The following is a 17889-nucleotide window of genomic DNA, read 5'->3' on the forward strand; positions in this document are numbered from 1 at the left end:
CGGACGGGCGGGTCACGCGGCGCGGATGCGCAGGCCGCGCGGCGTCGCGTGGAAGCCCGCGTCCTCCAGCACGCCGCCCAGCGGCGACGACAGCGCGGCGCCACCGTTCACCCGTTCGACGGTGAGCGTGCCCACGGCGCCGCGTCGCGCCGCGTCCCCGAGCGCGGAGGCCGCGGTACGCAGCCGCTCGGTCGCCTCCGGCGGTGCGTCGGGCCCCGCCGGCCAGGCGAGCAGGGTCCGCCCGCCGCGCTCCATGTACAGCTGGAGTTCCCCGTCGACGAGGACCACCAGTGATCCCGCCTTGCGGCCGGGCTTGTGGGTGGCTCCGTCGGGGGGCTCCGGCCACGGCAGCGCCGCGCCGTACGCGTTCGCCGGGTCGGCCGCCGCGAGCACCACGGCCCGCGCGTCGTCACCACGCCGGCGCGTCGAGGGCGCCTCCCCCCAGGGCGCCGCCGTGCCGTGTGGCTCCGCGCCGCGCTCCCGCGCCTGGTGGACGGCACGCAGCCGGTCCACCGCGCCGTCCATGGCGAACTGCGCCGCGCCGAGCCCTTCCACCACGTAGCCGCGGCGGGCCTGGCCGTTGTCCTCGAACGCGGACAGCACCCGGTACGCGGCGGCGAAGCCGCCCTCCACGCCCTCGGCCTGCACGGCACCGCGGGTCACCACGCCGTGGCGGTCCAGCAGGGTGTGCGCCAGGGCGTGCGCGCGGTGCGTCGCGTCGGTCTCCGCCGGCGGGAGCAGCGCCCAGCGGCCGGCCACGGTGGGCGGCCCGCCGCGGGGCGCCCCGGCCGCCCGTGCGGCGGCCCGCACGCCGCCGCCCAGCCCGCCGTACCGTCCGCGCGGCACCGCCCGCTTGGCGCGGTGCGCGGTCGCGCCCGCCGTACGGCCGGAGCCGAGGTGCGCGCGCAGCGGGGCGAGGGTGTCGTTGGTGAGCGACCCGGACCAGGCCAGATCCCAGACGGCGGTGACCAGCTCCGCCTCGGCGCACTCCGGCAGCACGGCCCGTACCTGGTCGGCGATCTGACGGAAGAACAGGCCGAAGCCGCCCTCCAACGTGTCCAGCACGGCCTGGTGGACCGGTGAGGTCTCCAGCGGCAGCGGTGGCCGGCGCAGCAGGGGAGCGGTGTCCGCGAGGTGCAGACAGACCCAGCCGTCCTTGCCGGGCAGCGCGCCCGCACCCGCCCACAGCACCTCCCCGGACGTGGTGAGCTGGTCCAGGAGGACCGGGGAGTAGTCCCGCACCCGGCTCGGCAGCACCAGCTTCTCCAGCGCGGAGGCCGGGACCGGTGCACCCTGGAGCTGCTCGACGGCGCGGACCACCCCGTCGAGCCCGCGCAGGTCTCCGCCGCCGACGTGCTGCCAGCGCGGGAGGAACGCGGCCAGCGCCGGAGGCGGAACAGGCTCCAGCTCCTCCCGCAGAGCGGCCAGCGAACGTCGCCGCAGCCGTCGCAGCACGGCCGGGTCGCACCACTCCTGGCCGATGCCGGAGGGGTGGAACTCGCCCTGCACCAGCCGCCCGGCGGCGGCGAGCCGGTGCAGGGCGCCGTCGGCCACGGCCGTGCCGAGACCGAAGCGTGCGGCGGCCTCGGTGGAGGTGAACGGGCCGTGCGTGCGGGCGTACCGGGACAGCAGGTCGCCCAGCGGGTCGGGCACCGGTTCGGTGAACGCCTCGGGCACGCCCACCGGAAGGGCGGCGCCCAGCGCGTCCCGCAGCCGGCCGGCGTCCTCGACCGCCGCCCAGTGCTCCCGGCCCGCCACACGCACCCGGATGGCGCGGCGCGCGCGTCCGAGCTCCGCGGCCCCTCCGGGGTCGGCCCCGCGCTCCGTCAGCTCCTCGTCGGTGAGCGGGCCGAGGACGCGCAGCGCGTCCGCGACGGCCTCGGCGTCCTTGAGCCGGCGCTCCGGGGTGCGCCACTGCAGCTCCTCCTCGAGCCCGGCCAGCACCTCGGGGTCGAGCAGCTCGCGCAGCTCGGCCCGGCCCAGCAACTCGGACAGCAGGCGGGAGTCCAGAGACAGCGCGGCGGCCCGCCGTTCGGCGAGCGGGGAGTCCCCCTCGTACAGGAACTGGGCGACGTAGCCGAAGAGCAGCGACCGGGCGAACGGCGACGGCTCGGGCGTGGTGACCTCGACGACCCGGACCCGCCGTGCCTCGATGTCGCCCATCAGCGTGCCGAGACCGGGCACGTCGAAGACGTCCTGGAGACATTCGCGGACGGCCTCCAGCACGATCGGGAAGGACCCGAACTCGCTCGCGACCTGGAGGAGCTGCGAGGCGCGCTGGCGCTGCTGCCACAGCGGGGTGCGCTTGCCCGGATTCCGGCGGGGGAGCAGCAGCGCGCGGGCGGCGCACTCGCGGAACCGCGCCGCGAACAGCGCCGACCCGCCGACCTGGTCGGTGACCAGCTGGTCCACCTCGCCCTTGTCGAAGAGCACGTCCTGCGCGCCGAGCGGCGGCTTCTCCGGGTCGTCCGCGAACCCCGCATCCGCTCCGTCCGCGCCCGCGGCGTCCGCGCCCGGCTCGAACATGTCCAGGCCCATCAGGCCCGCGTCCGGCAGACGCAGCACGATGCCGTCGTCGGCGTGCATCACCTGCGCGTCCATGCCGTACCGCTCGGTGAGACGTGCCCCCAGCGCCAGCGCCCACGGCGCGTGCACCTGTGCCCCGAAGGGCGAGTGCACCACGACCCGCCAGTCGCCCAGCTCGTCGCGGAACCGTTCGACCACGACGGTGCGGTCGTCGGGGACGTGGCCGCAGGCGGTGCGCTGCTCGTCCAGGTAGGCCAGCACGTTCCCGGCGGCGAACGCGTCGAGGCCGGCGCTCGTGAGCCGGGCACGGGCGTCCTCGGCGGACAGGCCGCCGATCTCGCGGAGGAACGCGCCCAGGGCGCGGCCGAGTTCCAGCGGACGGCCGAGCTGGTCGCCCTTCCAGAACGGCAGCCGGCCGGCCTGGCCGGGCGCCGGGGTGACCAGCACCCGGTCGCGGGTGATGTCCTCGATGCGCCACGTCGTGGTGCCGAGGGTGAACACGTCGCCGACGCGGGACTCGTACACCATCTCCTCGTCCAGCTCCCCGACCCGGCCGCCGCCCTTCTTCGGGTCGGCGCCCGCCAGGAACACGCCGAACAGGCCGCGGTCCGGGATGGTGCCCCCGGAGGTGACGGCGAGCCGCTGCGCGCCGGGCCGCCCGGTGATCGTGCGGGCGACCCGGTCCCACACCAGGCGGGGCCGCAGCTCGGCGAAGGCGTCGGAGGGGTACCGGCCGGCGAGCATGTCGAGCACCCCGGTGTACGCCGACTCCGGAAGCGAGGAGAACGGCGCGGCACGGCGGACCACGGCGAGCAGGGCGTCCACGTCCCAGGAGTCGACGGCCGTCATGGCGACGATCTGCTGGGCCAGCACGTCGAGGGGGTTGGCGGGGACGCGCAGCGCCTCGATGGCGCCCTCACGCATCCGCTCGGTCACCACCGCGGCCTGCACCAGATCCCCCCGGTACTTGGGGAAGACCACCCCGGCGGAGACGGCCCCCACCTGGTGGCCGGCGCGTCCGACCCGCTGGAGGCCGGAGGCCACCGACGGCGGCGACTCCACCTGAATCACCAGGTCCACGGCGCCCATGTCGATGCCCAGCTCCAGGCTGGAGGTGGCCACCACGGCGGGCAGCCGCCCCGCCTTGAGGTCCTCCTCGACCTGGGCGCGCTGCTCCTTGGACACCGAGCCGTGGTGGGCGCGGGCCAGCAGCGGGGGCGCGCCGCGGCCCGCTCCGGCCTGCGCCATGACCTCGGCGGGGGAGTGCTCCTCGGGGAGCGGTTCGCCCGTCGCGCGCTCGTACGCGATCTCGTTGAGCCGGTTGCACAGCCGTTCGGCGAGGCGGCGCGAGTTGGCGAAGACGATGGTGGAGCGGTGTGCCTGGACCAGATCGGCGATGCGTTCCTCGACGGACGGCCAGATCGACGGCTTCTCCCCGCCGCCCGGCCCGCCCGGCCCGCCCGATCCGGCCGACCCGTCCTGCACCGGGGAGCCGCCCAGCTCGCCCATGTCCTCCACCGGCACCACGACCGAGAGGTCGAAGCGCTTCTCCGACGGCGGCTGCACGATCGTGGCCCGCCGCTGCGGGGAGAGGAAGCGGGCCACCTCGTCCACCGGCCGCACCGTGGCGGAGAGCCCGATCCGGCGGGCCGGCCGGTCCAGCAGTTCGTCGAGGCGCTCCAGGGACAGCGCCAGATGCGCGCCCCGCTTGGTGCCGGCCACCGCGTGCACCTCGTCCACGATCACCGTCTCCACACCGGACAGCGCGTCGCGGGCGGCGGAGGTGAGCATGAGGAACAGCGACTCGGGCGTGGTGATGAGGATGTCCGGCGGCCGGCGCGCCAGCGCACGCCGGTCCGCCGCCGGGGTGTCGCCGGAGCGGATGGCGACCTGCACCTCGGGCTCCGGCAGGCCCAGCCGGGCCGACTCCTGACGGATGCCGGTGAGCGGGCTGCGCAGGTTCCGCTCGACGTCGACCGCGAGCGCCTTCAGCGGCGAGACGTACAGCACGCGGCAGCGCTTGAGGCGGTCCGCGGGCGGCGGGACGGAGGCCAGCCGGTCGAGGGCGGCCAGGAACGCGGCGAGCGTCTTGCCGGAGCCCGTGGGAGCGACCACCAGCGCGTCGGACTCCTCGGCCAGCGCCCGCCACGCGCCCTCCTGCGCGGCGGTGGGCGCGCGGAACGCTCCGGCGAACCATGCGCGGGTCGCCGGGGAGAACGCGTCGAGGACGGACGCCGACTTTCCCTGAGCCATGTCACCCATCGTGCACCCCGGGTACGACAACGGCGTCCGGCCCGGGCCGGGGGTGCGGGATACTCGCGGTATGCGGTTGACGGACTTCTGGCAGCGGATGGCGGACCACTTCGGGGCGGCGTACGCCGACTCCTTCGCGCGGGACCACGTGATGTCCGAGCTGGGCGGGCGCACCGTCCACGAGGCGCTCGAGGCGGGCTGGAACACCAAGGACGTGTGGCGGGTGGTCTGCCGGACGATGGAGGTACCGGCGGAGAAGCGGTGACCCGTTCGGGGTCACTTCTCTCCCGTGCGGCCCGCTCCGCGCTCCTGCCGACCGCCGAAAGACCTCGCTGACCTGCGAATTCTCCGTCGTCCACAGGGAGATGGCGACACTTGACACAAAAATCGAACAACCATTCTCATGGAGTGGTCGGGCCGCTGCGGTACGCGGTCGGGACGGGATTGTCAGTGGCAGGCGCTAGCGTCTGACGACGTGAAGCGATCGACTCAAGCGAGCAACCGGGTGGCACCCATGGCTGGTACGGACCGCGAGAAGGCGCTGGACGCCGCACTCGCGCAGATTGAACGGCAATTCGGCAAGGGCGCCGTGATGCGCCTCGGCGAGCGGCCGAACGAGCCCGTCGAGGTGATCCCCACCGGCTCGACCGCTCTCGACGTCGCCCTCGGGGTCGGCGGGCTGCCGCGCGGGCGTGTGGTCGAGGTGTACGGCCCGGAGTCCTCCGGCAAGACCACGCTCACGCTGCACGCGGTGGCCAACGCGCAGCGCGCCGGCGGCACTGTCGCGTTCGTCGACGCGGAGCACGCCCTCGACCCGGAGTACGCCAAGAAGCTCGGCGTGGACGTCGACTCCCTCATCCTCTCCCAGCCGGACAACGGCGAGCAGGCGCTCGAGATCACCGACATGCTCATCCGCTCCGGCGCCCTCGACCTGATCGTGGTCGACTCGGTCGCCGCCCTGGTGCCCCGTGCCGAGATCGAGGGCGAGATGGGCGACTCGCACGTCGGTCTCCAGGCCCGCCTGATGAGCCAGGCGCTGCGGAAGATCACCGGTGCGCTCAGCCAGTCGAAGACCACGGCGATCTTCATCAACCAGCTCCGCGAGAAGGTCGGCGTCATGTTCGGATCGCCTGAGACGACCACCGGTGGCCGGGCGCTGAAGTTCTACTCCTCGGTCCGGCTCGACATCCGCCGCATCGAGACCCTCAAGGACGGCACCGACGCGGTCGGCAACCGCACCCGCGTCAAGGTCGTCAAGAACAAGGTCGCCCCGCCCTTCAAGCAGGCCGAGTTCGACATCCTCTACGGCGTGGGCATCAGCCGTGAGGGCGGCCTGATCGACATGGGCGTGGAGCACGGCTTCATCCGCAAGTCCGGTGCCTGGTACACCTACGAGGGCGACCAGCTCGGCCAGGGCAAGGAGAACGCCCGTACGTTCCTCCGTGACAATCCCGACCTCGCCAACGAGATCGAGAAGAAGATCAAGGAGAAGTTGGGCATCGGCGTGAAGCCCCAGGACCCTGCCGGCGAACCGCCCGCCGACGCAGCGGTCACGGCTGCGGCTCCCGCTCCGGCGGCCGAGGGCAAGACGGTTCCGGCCCCGGTGTCGAAGACCAAGTCGGCCAAGGCCGCGACGGCCAAGAGCTAGTCCGTGACACGGCGCAGCCACTGGCCGGTGTCCGAAGACAGCGACGGCTCCGCCCCGTCGAGGGCCGGGGCGGAGCCGTCGCGCCGTGCCGCTGAACCGAGCGCGGAACCGAAGGATCCGGTGGAACGGGCACGGGCGATCTGCCTGCGCCTGCTCACCGGCACCCCGCGGACGCGGCAGCAGCTCGCCGACGCGCTCCGCAAACGGGAGATCCCGGACGAGGCGGCGCAGCAGGTGCTGGACCGCTTCGAAGAGGTCGGACTGATCGACGACGCGGCGTTCGCCGACGCCTGGGTGGACTCCCGCCACCACAGCCGCGGCCTGGCCCGCCGCGCCCTCGCCCGCGAGCTGCGCACCAAGGGCGTGGACGCGGCCACCGTCGACGAGGCCGTCGGCCGCCTCGATTCCGACCAGGAGGCGGAGACGGCCCGCGCCCTGGTCGACCGGAAACTGCGCACCACCCGAGGCCTGCCCCGGGAGAAGCGCATCCGCCGCCTGGCCGGGATGCTCGCCCGCAGGGGGTACGCGGAGGGCCTCGCCCTCCGTGTGGTGCGGCAGGCGCTGGAAGAGGAGGGCGAGGACCCGGAGCTGCTGGAGGAGCACCTCCCCGAAGCCTGAGCCTGCGGGAGCGTCGGCGCCGCGGTCCCTGCGGTCCGGCGGCGGCGACCCTGCTCTCCGCCCGTGCGCGGCCCACGTCCGGGGCCCGTCAGCCTCCGGGCCGGTTGCGGGGCACGGTGACGATCACCCGGAGTCCGCGCGGCCGGTTCGGCGTGTACGTGATCTCCGCTCCGCCCGCCGCCAGCAGAGCGCGCGTGATGGACAGTCCGAGACCGGAGCCCGCGACGTTCTGGTGCCGGTTGCTGCGCCAGAAGCGGTCGCCGATCCGCTCGAACTCCTCCTCCGACAACCCCGGCCCTTCGTCCGCCACCTCCAGCCGCACGTCCGGGCCCGCCGACGAGGCGCGCACCGTCACCGCGCCGCCGTCCGGCGAGAACTTGACCGCGTTGTCCACCACCGCGTCCAGCGCGCTCGACAGGGTCACCGGGTCGGCCCACCCCGTCAGCGCGGCGGCACCGGTGACCCGGAGCGTCACCCCGCGCCGCGCCGCGGCCGGTTCCCACGCCGCCACGCGCTCCGCCGCCAGCTCCGCCACGTCCGTCAGCCGCAGGTCGGCGGGCGAGTGCTCGGCCGACGCCAGGTCCAGTAGCCCGTCCAGCACCTGCGCCAGCCGCTTCCCCTCCGCGCGCACCGACGCGAACTCCTCGTTGCCCTCCGGGAGTTCCAGCCCGAGGAGTTCGATACGGAGCAGCAGCGCGGCCAGCGGGTTGCGCAGCTGGTGGGAGGCGTCAGCCACGAAGGCGCGTTGCTGCTCCAGCACGTCCTCCACGTGGTCGGCCATCTCGTTGAACGACCGCGTCAGCCGTTGCAGCTCCGGCGGCCCCCAGGAGGCCGCCACCCTGGACTTGAACCGTCCGGTGGCGATCTCGTGCGTCGCCCGGTCCAGGATGCCCACCGGACGCAGCACCCAGCGGGTCAGCACCAGCGCGGCCGCCACCGCCAGCAGCATCGCCGCGGCCTCGCCGATCACGATCGGCATCCAGCTCTCCACGATGCGGGACCGCAGCGGACCGGTGGGGGAGTCGATGTAGACGACCGCGGCCACATCACCGTCGCGGATCACCGGGGAGGCCACCGCGACACGGCCGTCCTGCCACGGCCACACCTGTGCCGGGTCGTGACTGCGGCGTCCAGCGAGGGCCTCCTGGAACGCCTGCCGCCCCGGCCCCGAGACCGGAACCCGTGACGCCTCGGGAGCGGTGGCCATCGCCTCGCCGTCCCGGTAGAAGACGCCTGCCCTGATGCCGTACAGCTCGTGATACCGGTCCAGTTCGCTGCGCAGCGTGTCCAGCCGCTCGCCGGGTTCGCTCTGCGCGGTGACGAACTGCGCCAGTGACGCGAACCGCGCCGTGTCGTCGATCCGGTCGACCACCAGCCGCTGCTGCTCCGCTGCCGCCATGCTCGCGGCCAGCGGAAAACCGAGCGCGAGCAGTACGCCGGCGAAGAGCACGATGAGGAGGGGGAGCAGACGGGTGCGCATCAGGTGGGTCCGTTGAGGTCCTTGGTCGGGCGGCCTTCAGGCGGTCCAGTCGCCGGGCACGGCGAGCCGGTAGCCGACGCCGCGGACCGTCTCGATCAGGCTGGGCTGCTTGAGCTTGGAACGGAGGGACGCCACGTGGACCTCCAGCGTCCGGCCCGTGCCCGCCCAGTTGGTTCGCCACACCTCGCTGATGATCTGTTCGCGCCGGAAGACGACCCCCGGCCGCTGCGCCAGCAGTGCCAGCAGGTCGAACTCCTTGCGGGTCAGCGGGACCGGTTCGCCGTCCACCGACACCTGCCGGGTGGGCAGTTCCACCGCAACGTCCCCCAGCCGCAGCACGTCGTCCGCCGGGGCCGGCTCGGCGGCGGGCTCCTCTGCGGCGCTGCGCCGGGCGACCGCGTGGATGCGGGCCAGGAGCTCCCCGGTGTCGTACGGCTTGACCACGTAGTCGTCCGCGCCCAGGTTCAGCCCGTGGATCCGGGACCGCACGTCGGACCGCGCGGTCACCATGATCACCGGCGTGGAGGTGAGCGCGCGGATGCGGCCGCACACCTCGAAGCCGTCCAGCCCGGGCAGCCCCAGGTCCAGCAGGACCACCGAGAACGGCGCCCCGTCCGGGTCCGGCACCAGCTCGCGCAGCGCGTCCTCTCCGTCACGGGCATGCACCACGCTGAAACCGTGGCGTCGCAGCACGGCGGAGAGCGCTGCGGCGACGTGGTCGTCGTCCTCGACGAGCAGCAGCCTCATCGACGTCCTCTCCGTTGCGGTCGCGGGGGGTGTGGCGTTCCGGTCCAGCACTGCATCCACGCGGATTCGTGCAGGTGAGTCAAGGGGTGGTCGCGTTGCCGTCGATGTCCGTTATCCAGTCGGTACGCCACCGGAATGTCCCCTGTCACCTGTTTCACGTAGTGTGCTGGGAAGTGGCCGTATCGTTATGCTCAATTTCCCCTCAGATGTAATGACGCTGGTGGCGGCGGGTCACTAAGGTCCTCGCAACCGACGAGGACGGAGCTACACGCCGATGAGCAAACTATCGGTGACCAAGGACGGAGACGCCGGACGCCCGGAGTCGGCGCCGAGCGGCCTGGTCGTCATGGACAACGTCAACAAGCACTTCGGTGCGCTGCACGTGCTCCAGGACATCGACCTGACCATCGAGCGCGGCGAGGTCGTCGTCGTCATCGGCCCCTCGGGATCCGGCAAGTCCACGCTGTGCCGCACGATCAACCGCCTGGAGACCATCGACTCGGGCTACATCGCCATCGACGGCAAGCCGCTGCCCCAGGAGGGCAAGGAGCTGGCCAAGCTGCGCGCGGACGTGGGCATGGTGTTCCAGTCCTTCAACCTCTTCGCGCACAAGACGGTGCTCGAGAACGTGACACTGGGCCAGCTGAAGGTCCGCCGGACGGACAAGAAGGCCGCCGACGAGCAGGCGCGCCGCCTGCTGGACCGTGTGGGCGTCGCCAACCAGGCCGACAAGTACCCGGCGCAGCTGTCCGGCGGTCAGCAGCAGCGCGTGGCCATCGCCCGCGCCCTGGCCATGGACCCCAAGGTGATGCTCTTCGACGAGCCCACCTCCGCGCTCGACCCCGAGATGATCAACGAGGTCCTCGAGGTCATGCAGCAGCTCGCACGTGAGGGGATGACCATGGTCGTCGTCACCCACGAGATGGGCTTCGCGCGCTCCGCGGCGAACCGCGTGGTCTTCATGGCCGACGGCAAGATCGTCGAGGAGGCTACTCCCGACCAGTTCTTCAGCAACCCGCGCAGCGAACGCGCCAAGGACTTCCTGTCGAAGATCCTGCACCACTGAGCGGCGGCGCTCACCGCACGATCACCTGCAACGACGCAACCCCAAGGATGTTCACCATGACCCTCCGCAAGACCAGCATCGCGGCTGCCGCCGCAGTCGTCCTCGCCCTCACCGCGACCGCCTGCGGCGGCGGCAGCGGCAGCGACTCCGAAGACGGCGTCACCATCGGCATCAAGTTCGACCAGCCGGGCCTCGGTCTGAAGACCCCGGACGGCGACTACGCCGGCTTCGACGTCGACGTGGCGACCTACGTGGCCAAGGAGCTCGGCTACAAGGAGAGCGACATCACCTGGAAGGAGGCTCCCAGCGCCGACCGGGAGAACCTCATCGTGAACGGTGACGTCGACATGATCGCCGCCACGTACTCCATCACCCCGGAGCGCAAGGAGCGCGTCTCCTTCGCCGGCCCGTACATGGTTGCTCACCAGGACCTGCTGGTGCGCAAGGACTACGACGAGATCAAGTCCAAGAGCGACCTGAACGACGCGGAGCTCAACCTCTGCTCCGTCACCGGTTCCACCTCCGCGGCGAACGTGAAGAAGGACTTCGCGCCCAAGGCCGACCTCCAGGAGTACGGGACCTACTCCGAGTGCCTGACGGGTCTGCTCAACAAGAAGGTCGATGCGCTGACCACCGACGACAGCATCCTCGCCGGTTTCGCCGCCCAGAAGTCGCACCAGGGCAAGTTCAAGCTCCTGGGCCTCAACCTGAGTGACGAGCCCTACGGCATCGGCGTCAAGAAGGGCGACACCGAGATGCAGAAGAAGGTGAACGACGCGATCCAGAAGATGTTCGACGACGGCTCCTGGAAGAAGTTCGCCGAGAAGCACTTCGGCCCTGCCGACTACGAGTACGGCTCCGCGCCGCAGATCACCGAAGGCAGCTGACGTAAGCACGCGGCAAGGTGGCGCGCCGCCCTGACCGGGGTGGCGCGCCACGTCCGCAACGGCGAGAGCGCGGGAGAACGTGTTCGACTTTCTCAATGATTACGACGTGTTGGGGGCGTTCTGGGTCACGGTCCAGCTGACCCTCTGGTCGGCGATAGGTTCCCTCGTCTGGGGAACCATGCTGGCCGCGATGCGAGTGAGCCCGGTACCGGTGATGCGCGGTTTCGGCACGGTGTACATCAACACCGTGCGGAACACTCCCCTCACCCTGATCATCGTGGCGACCTCGCTGGCTCTGTACCAGACACTGGGTATCGAACTGGGCGGCGGCACCTCGAAGGAGATCAGCTTCAAGCTGGCGATTCTCGGTCTGGTCGCCTACCACGCGTGCTTCGTCTGTGAGTCGTTGCGCTCGGGCATCAACACCGTGCCGGTCGGACAGGCCGAGGCGGCGCGGGCGCTGGGCCTGAAGTTCACCCAGGTGCTGAACCTCATCGTGCTGCCTCAGGCATTCCGCTCGGTGGTGGCTCCCCTGGCGAACGTGCTGATCGCCCTGACGAAGAACACGACGGTGGCGGCCGCTATCGGGGTGGCCGAGGCGGCGCTCCTGATGAAGGAAATGATCGAGTTCGAGAGCGACGTGATCTTCCTGGTCTTCGCCGTCTTCGCCTTCGGGTTCGTGGTCCTCACCCTCCCGACCGGTCTGTTCCTCGGCTGGGTGGGCAAGCGTGTGGCGGTGAAGCGATGAGCAACCTGTCCGTTCTGTACGACGCTCCGGGCCCCAAGGCGAAGGTGCGGAACATCCTCTACACCGTCCTCTTCCTGGCGGTCTTCGCGCTCGTCGCCTGGTGGGTACTGGACACCCTCGCCTCCAAGGACCAGCTCACCCAGGAGAAGTGGGGGCCGTTCGCCACCGACTCCCGGGTGTGGACCACCTACATCCTTCCCGGGCTCGGCAACACGCTGAAAGCGGCGGCGCTCTCCATCGTGCTGGCCCTCCCGATCGGTGCACTTCTCGGCATCGCCCGGCTGTCCGACCACAGGTGGATCCGCACGCCCGCAGGCTTCCTGGTGGAACTGTTCCGCGCCATCCCCGTGCTGCTGATGATGGTGTTCGCCAACCAGGCCTACGCCCTGTACACGGACATCGACTCCGAAGTGCGGCCGCTGTACGCGGTCGTCACCGGCCTGGTGCTGTACAACGCGTCCGTGATCGCCGAGATCGTCCGCGCCGGCATCCTGTCGCTGCCCAACGGCCAGACGGACGCCGCCAAGGCGATCGGCATGCGCAAGTGGCAGCTGATGGTCTTCGTGCTGCTGCCACAGGCCGTTACCGCGATGCTGCCCGCCCTGGTCAGCCAGCTCGTCGTGATCGTGAAGGACACCGCTCTCGGTGGTGCGATCCTCGGGTTCGCCGATCTGATGAACCAGGCGAGCACGATCTCCGCCAACTACGGAGCCAACACGATCGCGACGTTCACGGTGGTCGGGATCATCTACGTCGTCCTCAACCTGATACTCACCCAGTTCGCCGGCTGGATCGAGGCCCGCATCCGGCGTGGCAAGCGCACCACCGGTGCGGTCGTGCACGGCGGGGCGACGGAGGACATGGAGTACGAGGAGCCCGGCACGAAGGCCTGACTCCCCGGCTACCCGGCCGACGGCAACACCACTGCCCGTTCCCCCGCTTGACGGGGGGACGGGCAGTGGGTTGCATACCTGGGGTGATCGTGCACCGGGCTCCGTCAGCGTCAACTCCGCTCGTCTCCGTGGACCGTGAGGGCCGCACGCTGTGGAACCGGTGATCGTCGCCGGCGCGGGCCCGGTCGGGCTGGCGCTGGCTCTGGCGCTCGCGCGCCGTTCCGTTCCGTCCGTCGTGCTCGACGCCGGGGACGGCGAGGTCGTGCGGCGGGCCGCTCGCACCTGTGTGCTGCGCCCGCAGACGGCGGCCCTGCTGCCGGGCGTGGAGACCGCGCGCTGGCGCGTCTGGCGGACCGAACGACGCCGCCAGTGCGTCGAACGGGTGGAACTGGACGACGAGACGTCCTCGCTGCACGTCGAGCAGTACCGGCTGGAGCACGCCCTCCGCGAGGCCCTCGCCGACGAGAAGCTGGTGCGGATCGCCACCGGAAGCCGGCTCGACACCCTCGAGCAGGACGCCGAGGGCGTCACCGCCCACACCCGTGGCCCCGGCGGCACGTGGTGGCGCGGCAGTTATCTGGTCGGCTGTGACGGTGCCCGCTCCACGGTGCGCAAGCTGCTGGGCGTCGGGTTCGCCGGCCGGACGTCCGTCGAGCGGTACGCCGTCGCCGCCGTCCGCACCCGGCTGCCCCGGCCGGACGAGGCGCTGCTGCATCGGGACCCCGGCGGCCGGGGCGGGGAGCTGACCGCCCGGCCGCTGCCGCGCGGCGCCTGGCGCCTGGACTGGCTGCTGCCGCCCCGGGGCGACCTGGTCACGCCGGAGGAGATGCTCGACCGGGTGCACGCCACGCTGGCGTTGCTGCATCAGGGGTCGGCCGACGAGGCGCCCCCGGCCTACGAACTCCTCGACACCGGGGTGTACGCGACCCACCAGCGCCTCGCGCGCAGGTGGCGGGTGCAGCGGGCCTTCCTCGCCGGGGACGCCGCCCACCTGGCCGGGGCGCTGGGCGTGCAGAACGTCGACGAAGGGCTGCGGGACGCGGCCAACCTGGCGTGGAAGCTGGCGCTCGCCTGGCACCACGGCGCGCGCGGCACGGACGCCGACGAGGCGCTCCTCGACAGCTACTCCGCCGAACGCCGCGCCGCCGTGGGCGCCCGGCTGCGCGCGGTCGACCAGGCGCTGCCGTTCGTACGGCGTGGCGGGGGCGGGCTGCGCACGCTGCTGCCCGGGGGCGGCGCGGGCGGCCCTCTGGGGCTGCTGACGGACGGCCACCTCGGCCGCGGGCCGCTCGGCTGCGCGCCCGTGTACGACCGTTCGCCGCTCGCCGTGGACGGCAAGCACGCCGTGCGTACGGACACCGCGCCCGGTGAACCGGTCCGGGACGTGCCGGTGGTCCTGCTGGACGGCTCCCGCACCCGGCTGCGGGAGCGGCTGGGCGGCCGCGGCGGCGACCTGGTGGTGGCGCTCGTCGCGCCGGGGACGGGGGTGTGGGCCAGCCGGCACTGGCTGCGGGCCGGGCTGATGCCCGAACTGGCGGCGGCGGTCGAGGCGTTGCCGCTGGCGGCGGAGCTGGTGGTCGTGGAGGAGTACCCGGGGGCGACGGCACACACCGTGCTCGCGGTCCGCCCGGACGGCCACCTGGCCGGTGCGTTCCACGGGGCGCGGCCCGAGGCGCTGCGCGCCTGCGCGCGCGCCCTCACGGCGGCGGACGCCTGACCGCCCGCCGCCGGGCGGGCTCCCGGAGAAGCCCGCCCGGCGGCCGAGCGGCCTCAGGGTCGGCGGCCGACGACACGCCGTGAACCCGCAGCCGTCGACCCGCAGCCGTGAACCCGCAGCGTCTACACAGCCGTCAACCCGCAGCCGTCAGACGCAGCGTGACGATCTGGAACGGCCGCAGCGTCAGCTCCACCGTGCCGTCGCCGACGAGAGGACCCACGTCGGCGAGCGGCGGGTCCAGGGGCCGTTCCAGCAGGTCGGTCTCGGTCACCGACCGCACCGGGAAGCCCGCCGTCAGCGCCGTCCGCGCCCGCCCGCCGTGCGCCTCGTACAGTCGTACGATCACGTCGCCGCTGCGGTCCTCCGCCAGCTTCACCGCCTCCACCACGACCTGCTCCCCGTCGACGGCGACCAGGGGCCGCACGGACGCGCCGGATCCGCGCACCACACGCTCCGGCAGGTTGATCCAGTGGCCCTCGCGCACGGCGGCGGGCTCGTCCGCGCCGACCGCGAGGGCGTACCGCAGACGGTGGCCGCCCTGGTCGGTCTCCGGGTCCGGATAGCGGGGCGCGCGCAGCAGCGACAGCCGTACGGTCGTCGTCTGGCCGCCGTCCGCACGGACGTCCCGGGTGACGTCGTGTCCGTACGTCGAGTCGTTGACCAGCGCCACGCCCCACACGGGTTCGGCGACGTGGATCCAGCGGTGCGCGCAGATCTCGAACTTGGCCGCCTCCCACGAGGTGTTGGTGTGGGTCGGCCGGTGGACGTGCCCGAACTGGGTTTCCGCGGCGGACCGCTCGGCCTTGAGGTCCAGCGGGAACGCGGCCTTGAGGAAGGTCTCCGACTCGTGCCAGTCCACCTCCGTGTCGATGTCCAGCCGCCGTTCGCCGGACCGCAGGGTGAGCAGCTGCACCACCGACGAGCCGTTGCCGAAGCTGCGCGCCACCCGCACCGTCGCCTCGCCCGGGTCGTTCGCGGACAGCGACACCTCGTCGGCCTCGGTCAGGTCGGTGACGTTGTTGCGGTAGTAGGAGTCGACGTCCCAGGCGTCCCAGGCGGTGGGGAAGTCCGGGTGGAGCTGGAGCAGGTTCGCCGCCCCGCCCGGCGGCACGGCGTCGCGCAGCGCGGCCAGGTAGTCGGCGGCGGAGACGACCAGGCCCCGGTCGTCGATCTCGACACGCAGCAGCCCGTTGTCCAGCACCCAGCCGCCGCCGTCCCGCTCCCGGGCGGTCACCGGTTCGCCGGCGCGGACCGGCAGGGCCGCCCCGCCGCCGGGGACGCCGTTGCGGGCGTGCGGGGCGCCGTTGAAGACGACGTCCTCGGTGCCCTCCCCGGCCAGCGCCCGCTGTGCGGCGTCGATCAGCGCCTCCAGTCCGGCCCTGACGCGCGCGTACGTCTCCCGCGCCTCCCGGTGCACCCAGGCGATCGAGGAACCGGGCAGGATGTCGTGGAACTGGTGCAGCAGCACCGTCTTCCAGATCCGCTCCAGCTCCTCGTACGGGTAGCCGAAGCCGGGGACGCGCAGCGCCGCGGTGGCCGACCACAGTTCGGCCTCGCGCAGCAGCGACTCGCTGTGCCGGTTGCCCTGCTTGGTCTTCGCCTGCGAGGTGTACGTGCCGCGGTGCAGCTCCAGGTACAGCTCACCCGCCCACACCGGCGCGTCCGGGTACTCCTCGTGGGCCTTCTCGAAGAACGCCGACGGCCGTTCCACGGTCACCCGCGGCGAGCCCTCCAGGTCCGCCAGCCGGGCCGCGCGGGCCAGCATCTCGCGGGTCGCGCCGCCCCCGCCGTCGCCCCAGCCGAACGGGGCGAGTGAACGCGTGCCGCCGCCCTTGTCGCGGTAGTTGCGGGCCGCGTGCGCCATCTCCCGGCCGCTCAGGTCGGAGTTGTAGGTGTCGACCGGAGGGAAGTGGGTGAACACCCGGGTGCCGTCGATGCCCTCCCACCAGAAGGTGTGGTGCGGGAAGGGGTTCGTGCGGCTCCAGGAGATCTTCTGCGTCAGGAACCAGCGGCAGCCGGCCAGGTGCACGATCTGCGGCATCGCCGCCGTGTAGCCGAAGGAGTCCGGCAGCCACACCTCTTTCGTCTCCACCCCGAACTCCTCCAGGAAGAACCGCTTCCCGTAGAGGAACTGGCGCGCCATGGCCTCGCCGCCGACCATGTTGGTGTCCGACTCCACCCACATCCCGCCGACCGGTACGAACTGCCCGTCCGCCACCTTCTTCCGCACCCGGGCGTACACCTCGGGCCGGTGCTCCTTGAGCCAGGCGTACTGCTGGGCCTGCGACATCGCGAAGACGTACTCGGGATGGTCGTCCATCAGCGCCACCGTGTTGGACGCGGTGCGCGCGACCTTCCGCACGGTCTCCCGCAGCGGCCACAGCCAGGCCGAGTCGATGTGCGCGTGGCCCACCGCGCTGATGCGGTGCGCGGACGGCCGGGCCGGTGTCGCCAGCACGCCGGCGAGTCGTTCCCGGCCCCGCGCGGCGGTGCCGGGAACGTCCGCGAGGTCCACGGCGTCCAGCGCCTCGCCGAGGGCGCGCAGCAGCTCCCAGCGCCGGGCGTCCTCCAGCGGCAGTTCACGCATCAGCGCATCCGCCACCTCCAGGTCGTGGACCAGCTCCCACACCTCGGGGCGGAACACCGCCAGGTCCATCCGCCCGAGCCGGTACAGCGGGCCGCCGTCCGCGGTGAGCCGGTCGCCCTGGTACGTCGGCGTCTGCGGCGTGTTGAGGACCGGGTTGGACGCCGCCTCGACGTACAGCTCGACCTCCTCGCCGCCCGCGGCCGGCGCGGCGACGGGCGCCCAGGCGTTCCGCGGGCTGAGGCCCTTCACCACCTCGCCGTCCGCGCGGTGCACCAGGCCCTCGCACTGGAAGCCCGGCATGTCCCGGTCGAAACCGAGGTCGAGCAGCGCCTCGACCCGCCGTCCGGCCCACTCCGCGGGCACCCGCCCGGTCAGCCGGAACCAGGTGGTGCCCCAGGCCGGCCCCCATTCCTCACCCACGGCCGCCGGTCCGTACGTCGCCGCCAGCCCCTCGGACACCGGCACCGGTTCGCCCGGCGCCTCCCAGCGCTCCACCGTCAGCGGCACCGGCGAGCCGTGCACGGCGGGCCTGACCCGTTCGTCCAGTACGCGACGCAGGCGGGCTTCGACGGTGCTGCGTTCGTCGTGCATGTCGGCGGCTCCTTCGCTCGGGCGGGACGGACGCGCGGGCCGGCGGGCACCGGCCCCCGCCGGGGTCGTTCGGCGGGCGGCCCCACGCCATCCGTACCCGTCACCGCCCGGTGCCGGAACCCCCGTGC

The 17889-nt window shown here is 72.6% G+C and carries 12 protein-coding genes; 8 read left to right on the top strand and 4 right to left on the bottom strand.

Annotated elements, in window-relative coordinates; translation table 11 throughout:
• Nucleotides 1-12: 12 nt before the first annotated feature.
• Entirely contained in the window at nucleotides 13-4779 is a 4767-nt protein-coding gene (locus K304_RS0106645; protein WP_037789429.1) for an Lhr family helicase, read from the bottom strand.
• A 70-nt stretch (nucleotides 4780-4849) separates the two neighbouring features.
• Between K304_RS0106645 and K304_RS0106650 the strand changes: the two genes are divergently transcribed.
• The 3 genes from K304_RS0106650 (at nucleotide 4850) to recX (ending at nucleotide 7045) form a co-directional block, all read left to right on the top strand.
• The gene (locus tag K304_RS0106650) at nucleotides 4850-5044 is read left to right on the top strand and encodes a DUF3046 domain-containing protein (protein WP_027763113.1); all 195 of its coding nucleotides are present in this window, start codon (nucleotides 4850-4852) and stop codon (nucleotides 5042-5044) included.
• 249 nt (nucleotides 5045-5293) lie between these two features.
• Nucleotides 5294-6427: a recombinase RecA gene (recA, locus tag K304_RS0106655; protein ID WP_027763114.1), complete on the top strand. Its 1134-nt coding sequence runs from the start codon at nucleotides 5294-5296 to the stop codon at nucleotides 6425-6427.
• A gap of 3 nt (nucleotides 6428-6430) precedes the next feature.
• The gene (gene recX, locus K304_RS0106660) at nucleotides 6431-7045 is read left to right on the top strand and encodes a recombination regulator RecX (RefSeq protein ID WP_027763115.1); all 615 of its coding nucleotides are present in this window, start codon (nucleotides 6431-6433) and stop codon (nucleotides 7043-7045) included.
• A gap of 88 nt (nucleotides 7046-7133) precedes the next feature.
• Here the strand turns inward: recX and K304_RS0106665 are convergent, their stop codons facing one another.
• Both K304_RS0106665 and K304_RS0106670 read right to left on the bottom strand, forming a co-directional pair.
• Entirely contained in the window at nucleotides 7134-8525 is a 1392-nt protein-coding gene (locus tag K304_RS0106665; protein WP_027763116.1) for a sensor histidine kinase, read from the bottom strand.
• Between the two features lie 36 nt (nucleotides 8526-8561).
• Nucleotides 8562-9272 carry a response regulator transcription factor gene (locus tag K304_RS0106670; protein WP_027763117.1) on the bottom strand — a complete coding sequence of 237 codons (711 nt, stop codon included), beginning with the start codon at nucleotides 9270-9272 and terminating at the stop codon, nucleotides 8562-8564.
• 274 nt (nucleotides 9273-9546) lie between these two features.
• Between K304_RS0106670 and K304_RS0106675 the strand changes: the two genes are divergently transcribed.
• From K304_RS0106675 to K304_RS0106695, 5 genes are all read left to right on the top strand, one after another.
• The gene (locus tag K304_RS0106675) at nucleotides 9547-10338 is read left to right on the top strand and encodes an amino acid ABC transporter ATP-binding protein (protein ID WP_027763118.1); all 792 of its coding nucleotides are present in this window, start codon (nucleotides 9547-9549) and stop codon (nucleotides 10336-10338) included.
• 56 nt (nucleotides 10339-10394) lie between these two features.
• Entirely contained in the window at nucleotides 10395-11225 is an 831-nt protein-coding gene (locus tag K304_RS0106680) for a glutamate ABC transporter substrate-binding protein (protein ID WP_027763119.1), read from the top strand.
• Nucleotides 11226-11304: 79 nt separating this feature from the next.
• The gene (locus tag K304_RS0106685; protein WP_027763120.1) at nucleotides 11305-11973 is read left to right on the top strand and encodes an amino acid ABC transporter permease; all 669 of its coding nucleotides are present in this window, start codon (nucleotides 11305-11307) and stop codon (nucleotides 11971-11973) included.
• Nucleotides 11970-12866, top strand: a complete 897-nt coding sequence (locus tag K304_RS0106690; RefSeq protein ID WP_027763121.1) for an amino acid ABC transporter permease — start codon at nucleotides 11970-11972, stop codon at nucleotides 12864-12866. Before K304_RS0106685 ends, K304_RS0106690 begins: the two co-directional genes overlap by 4 nt.
• Nucleotides 12867-13017: 151 nt before the next feature.
• On the top strand, nucleotides 13018-14583 hold the full coding sequence (locus K304_RS0106695; RefSeq protein WP_027763122.1) for an FAD-dependent monooxygenase: 1566 nt from the start codon (nucleotides 13018-13020) through the stop codon (nucleotides 14581-14583).
• 133 nt (nucleotides 14584-14716) lie between these two features.
• Here K304_RS0106695 and K304_RS0106700 read toward each other — a convergent pair whose 3' ends face one another.
• Nucleotides 14717-17761: a glycoside hydrolase family 38 N-terminal domain-containing protein gene (locus K304_RS0106700; protein WP_027763123.1), complete on the bottom strand. Its 3045-nt coding sequence runs from the start codon at nucleotides 17759-17761 to the stop codon at nucleotides 14717-14719.
• Nucleotides 17762-17889 lie beyond the last annotated feature (128 nt).

It is taken from the genome of Streptomyces sp. CNS606, from assembly GCF_000426325.1.

What these genes read in the sequence shown, in the direction of transcription:
- K304_RS0106665 (WP_027763116.1), bottom strand. Translation starts at nt 8,525, where the DNA reads ATGCGCACCCGTCTGCTCCCCCTCCTCATCGTGCTCTTCGCCGGCGTA.
- recA (WP_027763114.1), top strand. Translation starts at nt 5,294, where the DNA reads ATGGCTGGTACGGACCGCGAGAAGGCGCTGGACGCCGCACTCGCGCAG.
- K304_RS0106690 (WP_027763121.1), top strand. Translation starts at nt 11,970, where the DNA reads ATGAGCAACCTGTCCGTTCTGTACGACGCTCCGGGCCCCAAGGCGAAG.
- K304_RS0106675 (WP_027763118.1), top strand. Translation starts at nt 9,547, where the DNA reads ATGAGCAAACTATCGGTGACCAAGGACGGAGACGCCGGACGCCCGGAG.
- K304_RS0106645 (WP_037789429.1), bottom strand. Translation starts at nt 4,779, where the DNA reads ATGGCTCAGGGAAAGTCGGCGTCCGTCCTCGACGCGTTCTCCCCGGCG.
- K304_RS0106670 (WP_027763117.1), bottom strand. Translation starts at nt 9,272, where the DNA reads ATGAGGCTGCTGCTCGTCGAGGACGACGACCACGTCGCCGCAGCGCTC.
- K304_RS0106650 (WP_027763113.1), top strand. Translation starts at nt 4,850, where the DNA reads ATGCGGTTGACGGACTTCTGGCAGCGGATGGCGGACCACTTCGGGGCG.
- K304_RS0106680 (WP_027763119.1), top strand. Translation starts at nt 10,395, where the DNA reads ATGACCCTCCGCAAGACCAGCATCGCGGCTGCCGCCGCAGTCGTCCTC.
- K304_RS0106700 (WP_027763123.1), bottom strand. Translation starts at nt 17,761, where the DNA reads ATGCACGACGAACGCAGCACCGTCGAAGCCCGCCTGCGTCGCGTACTG.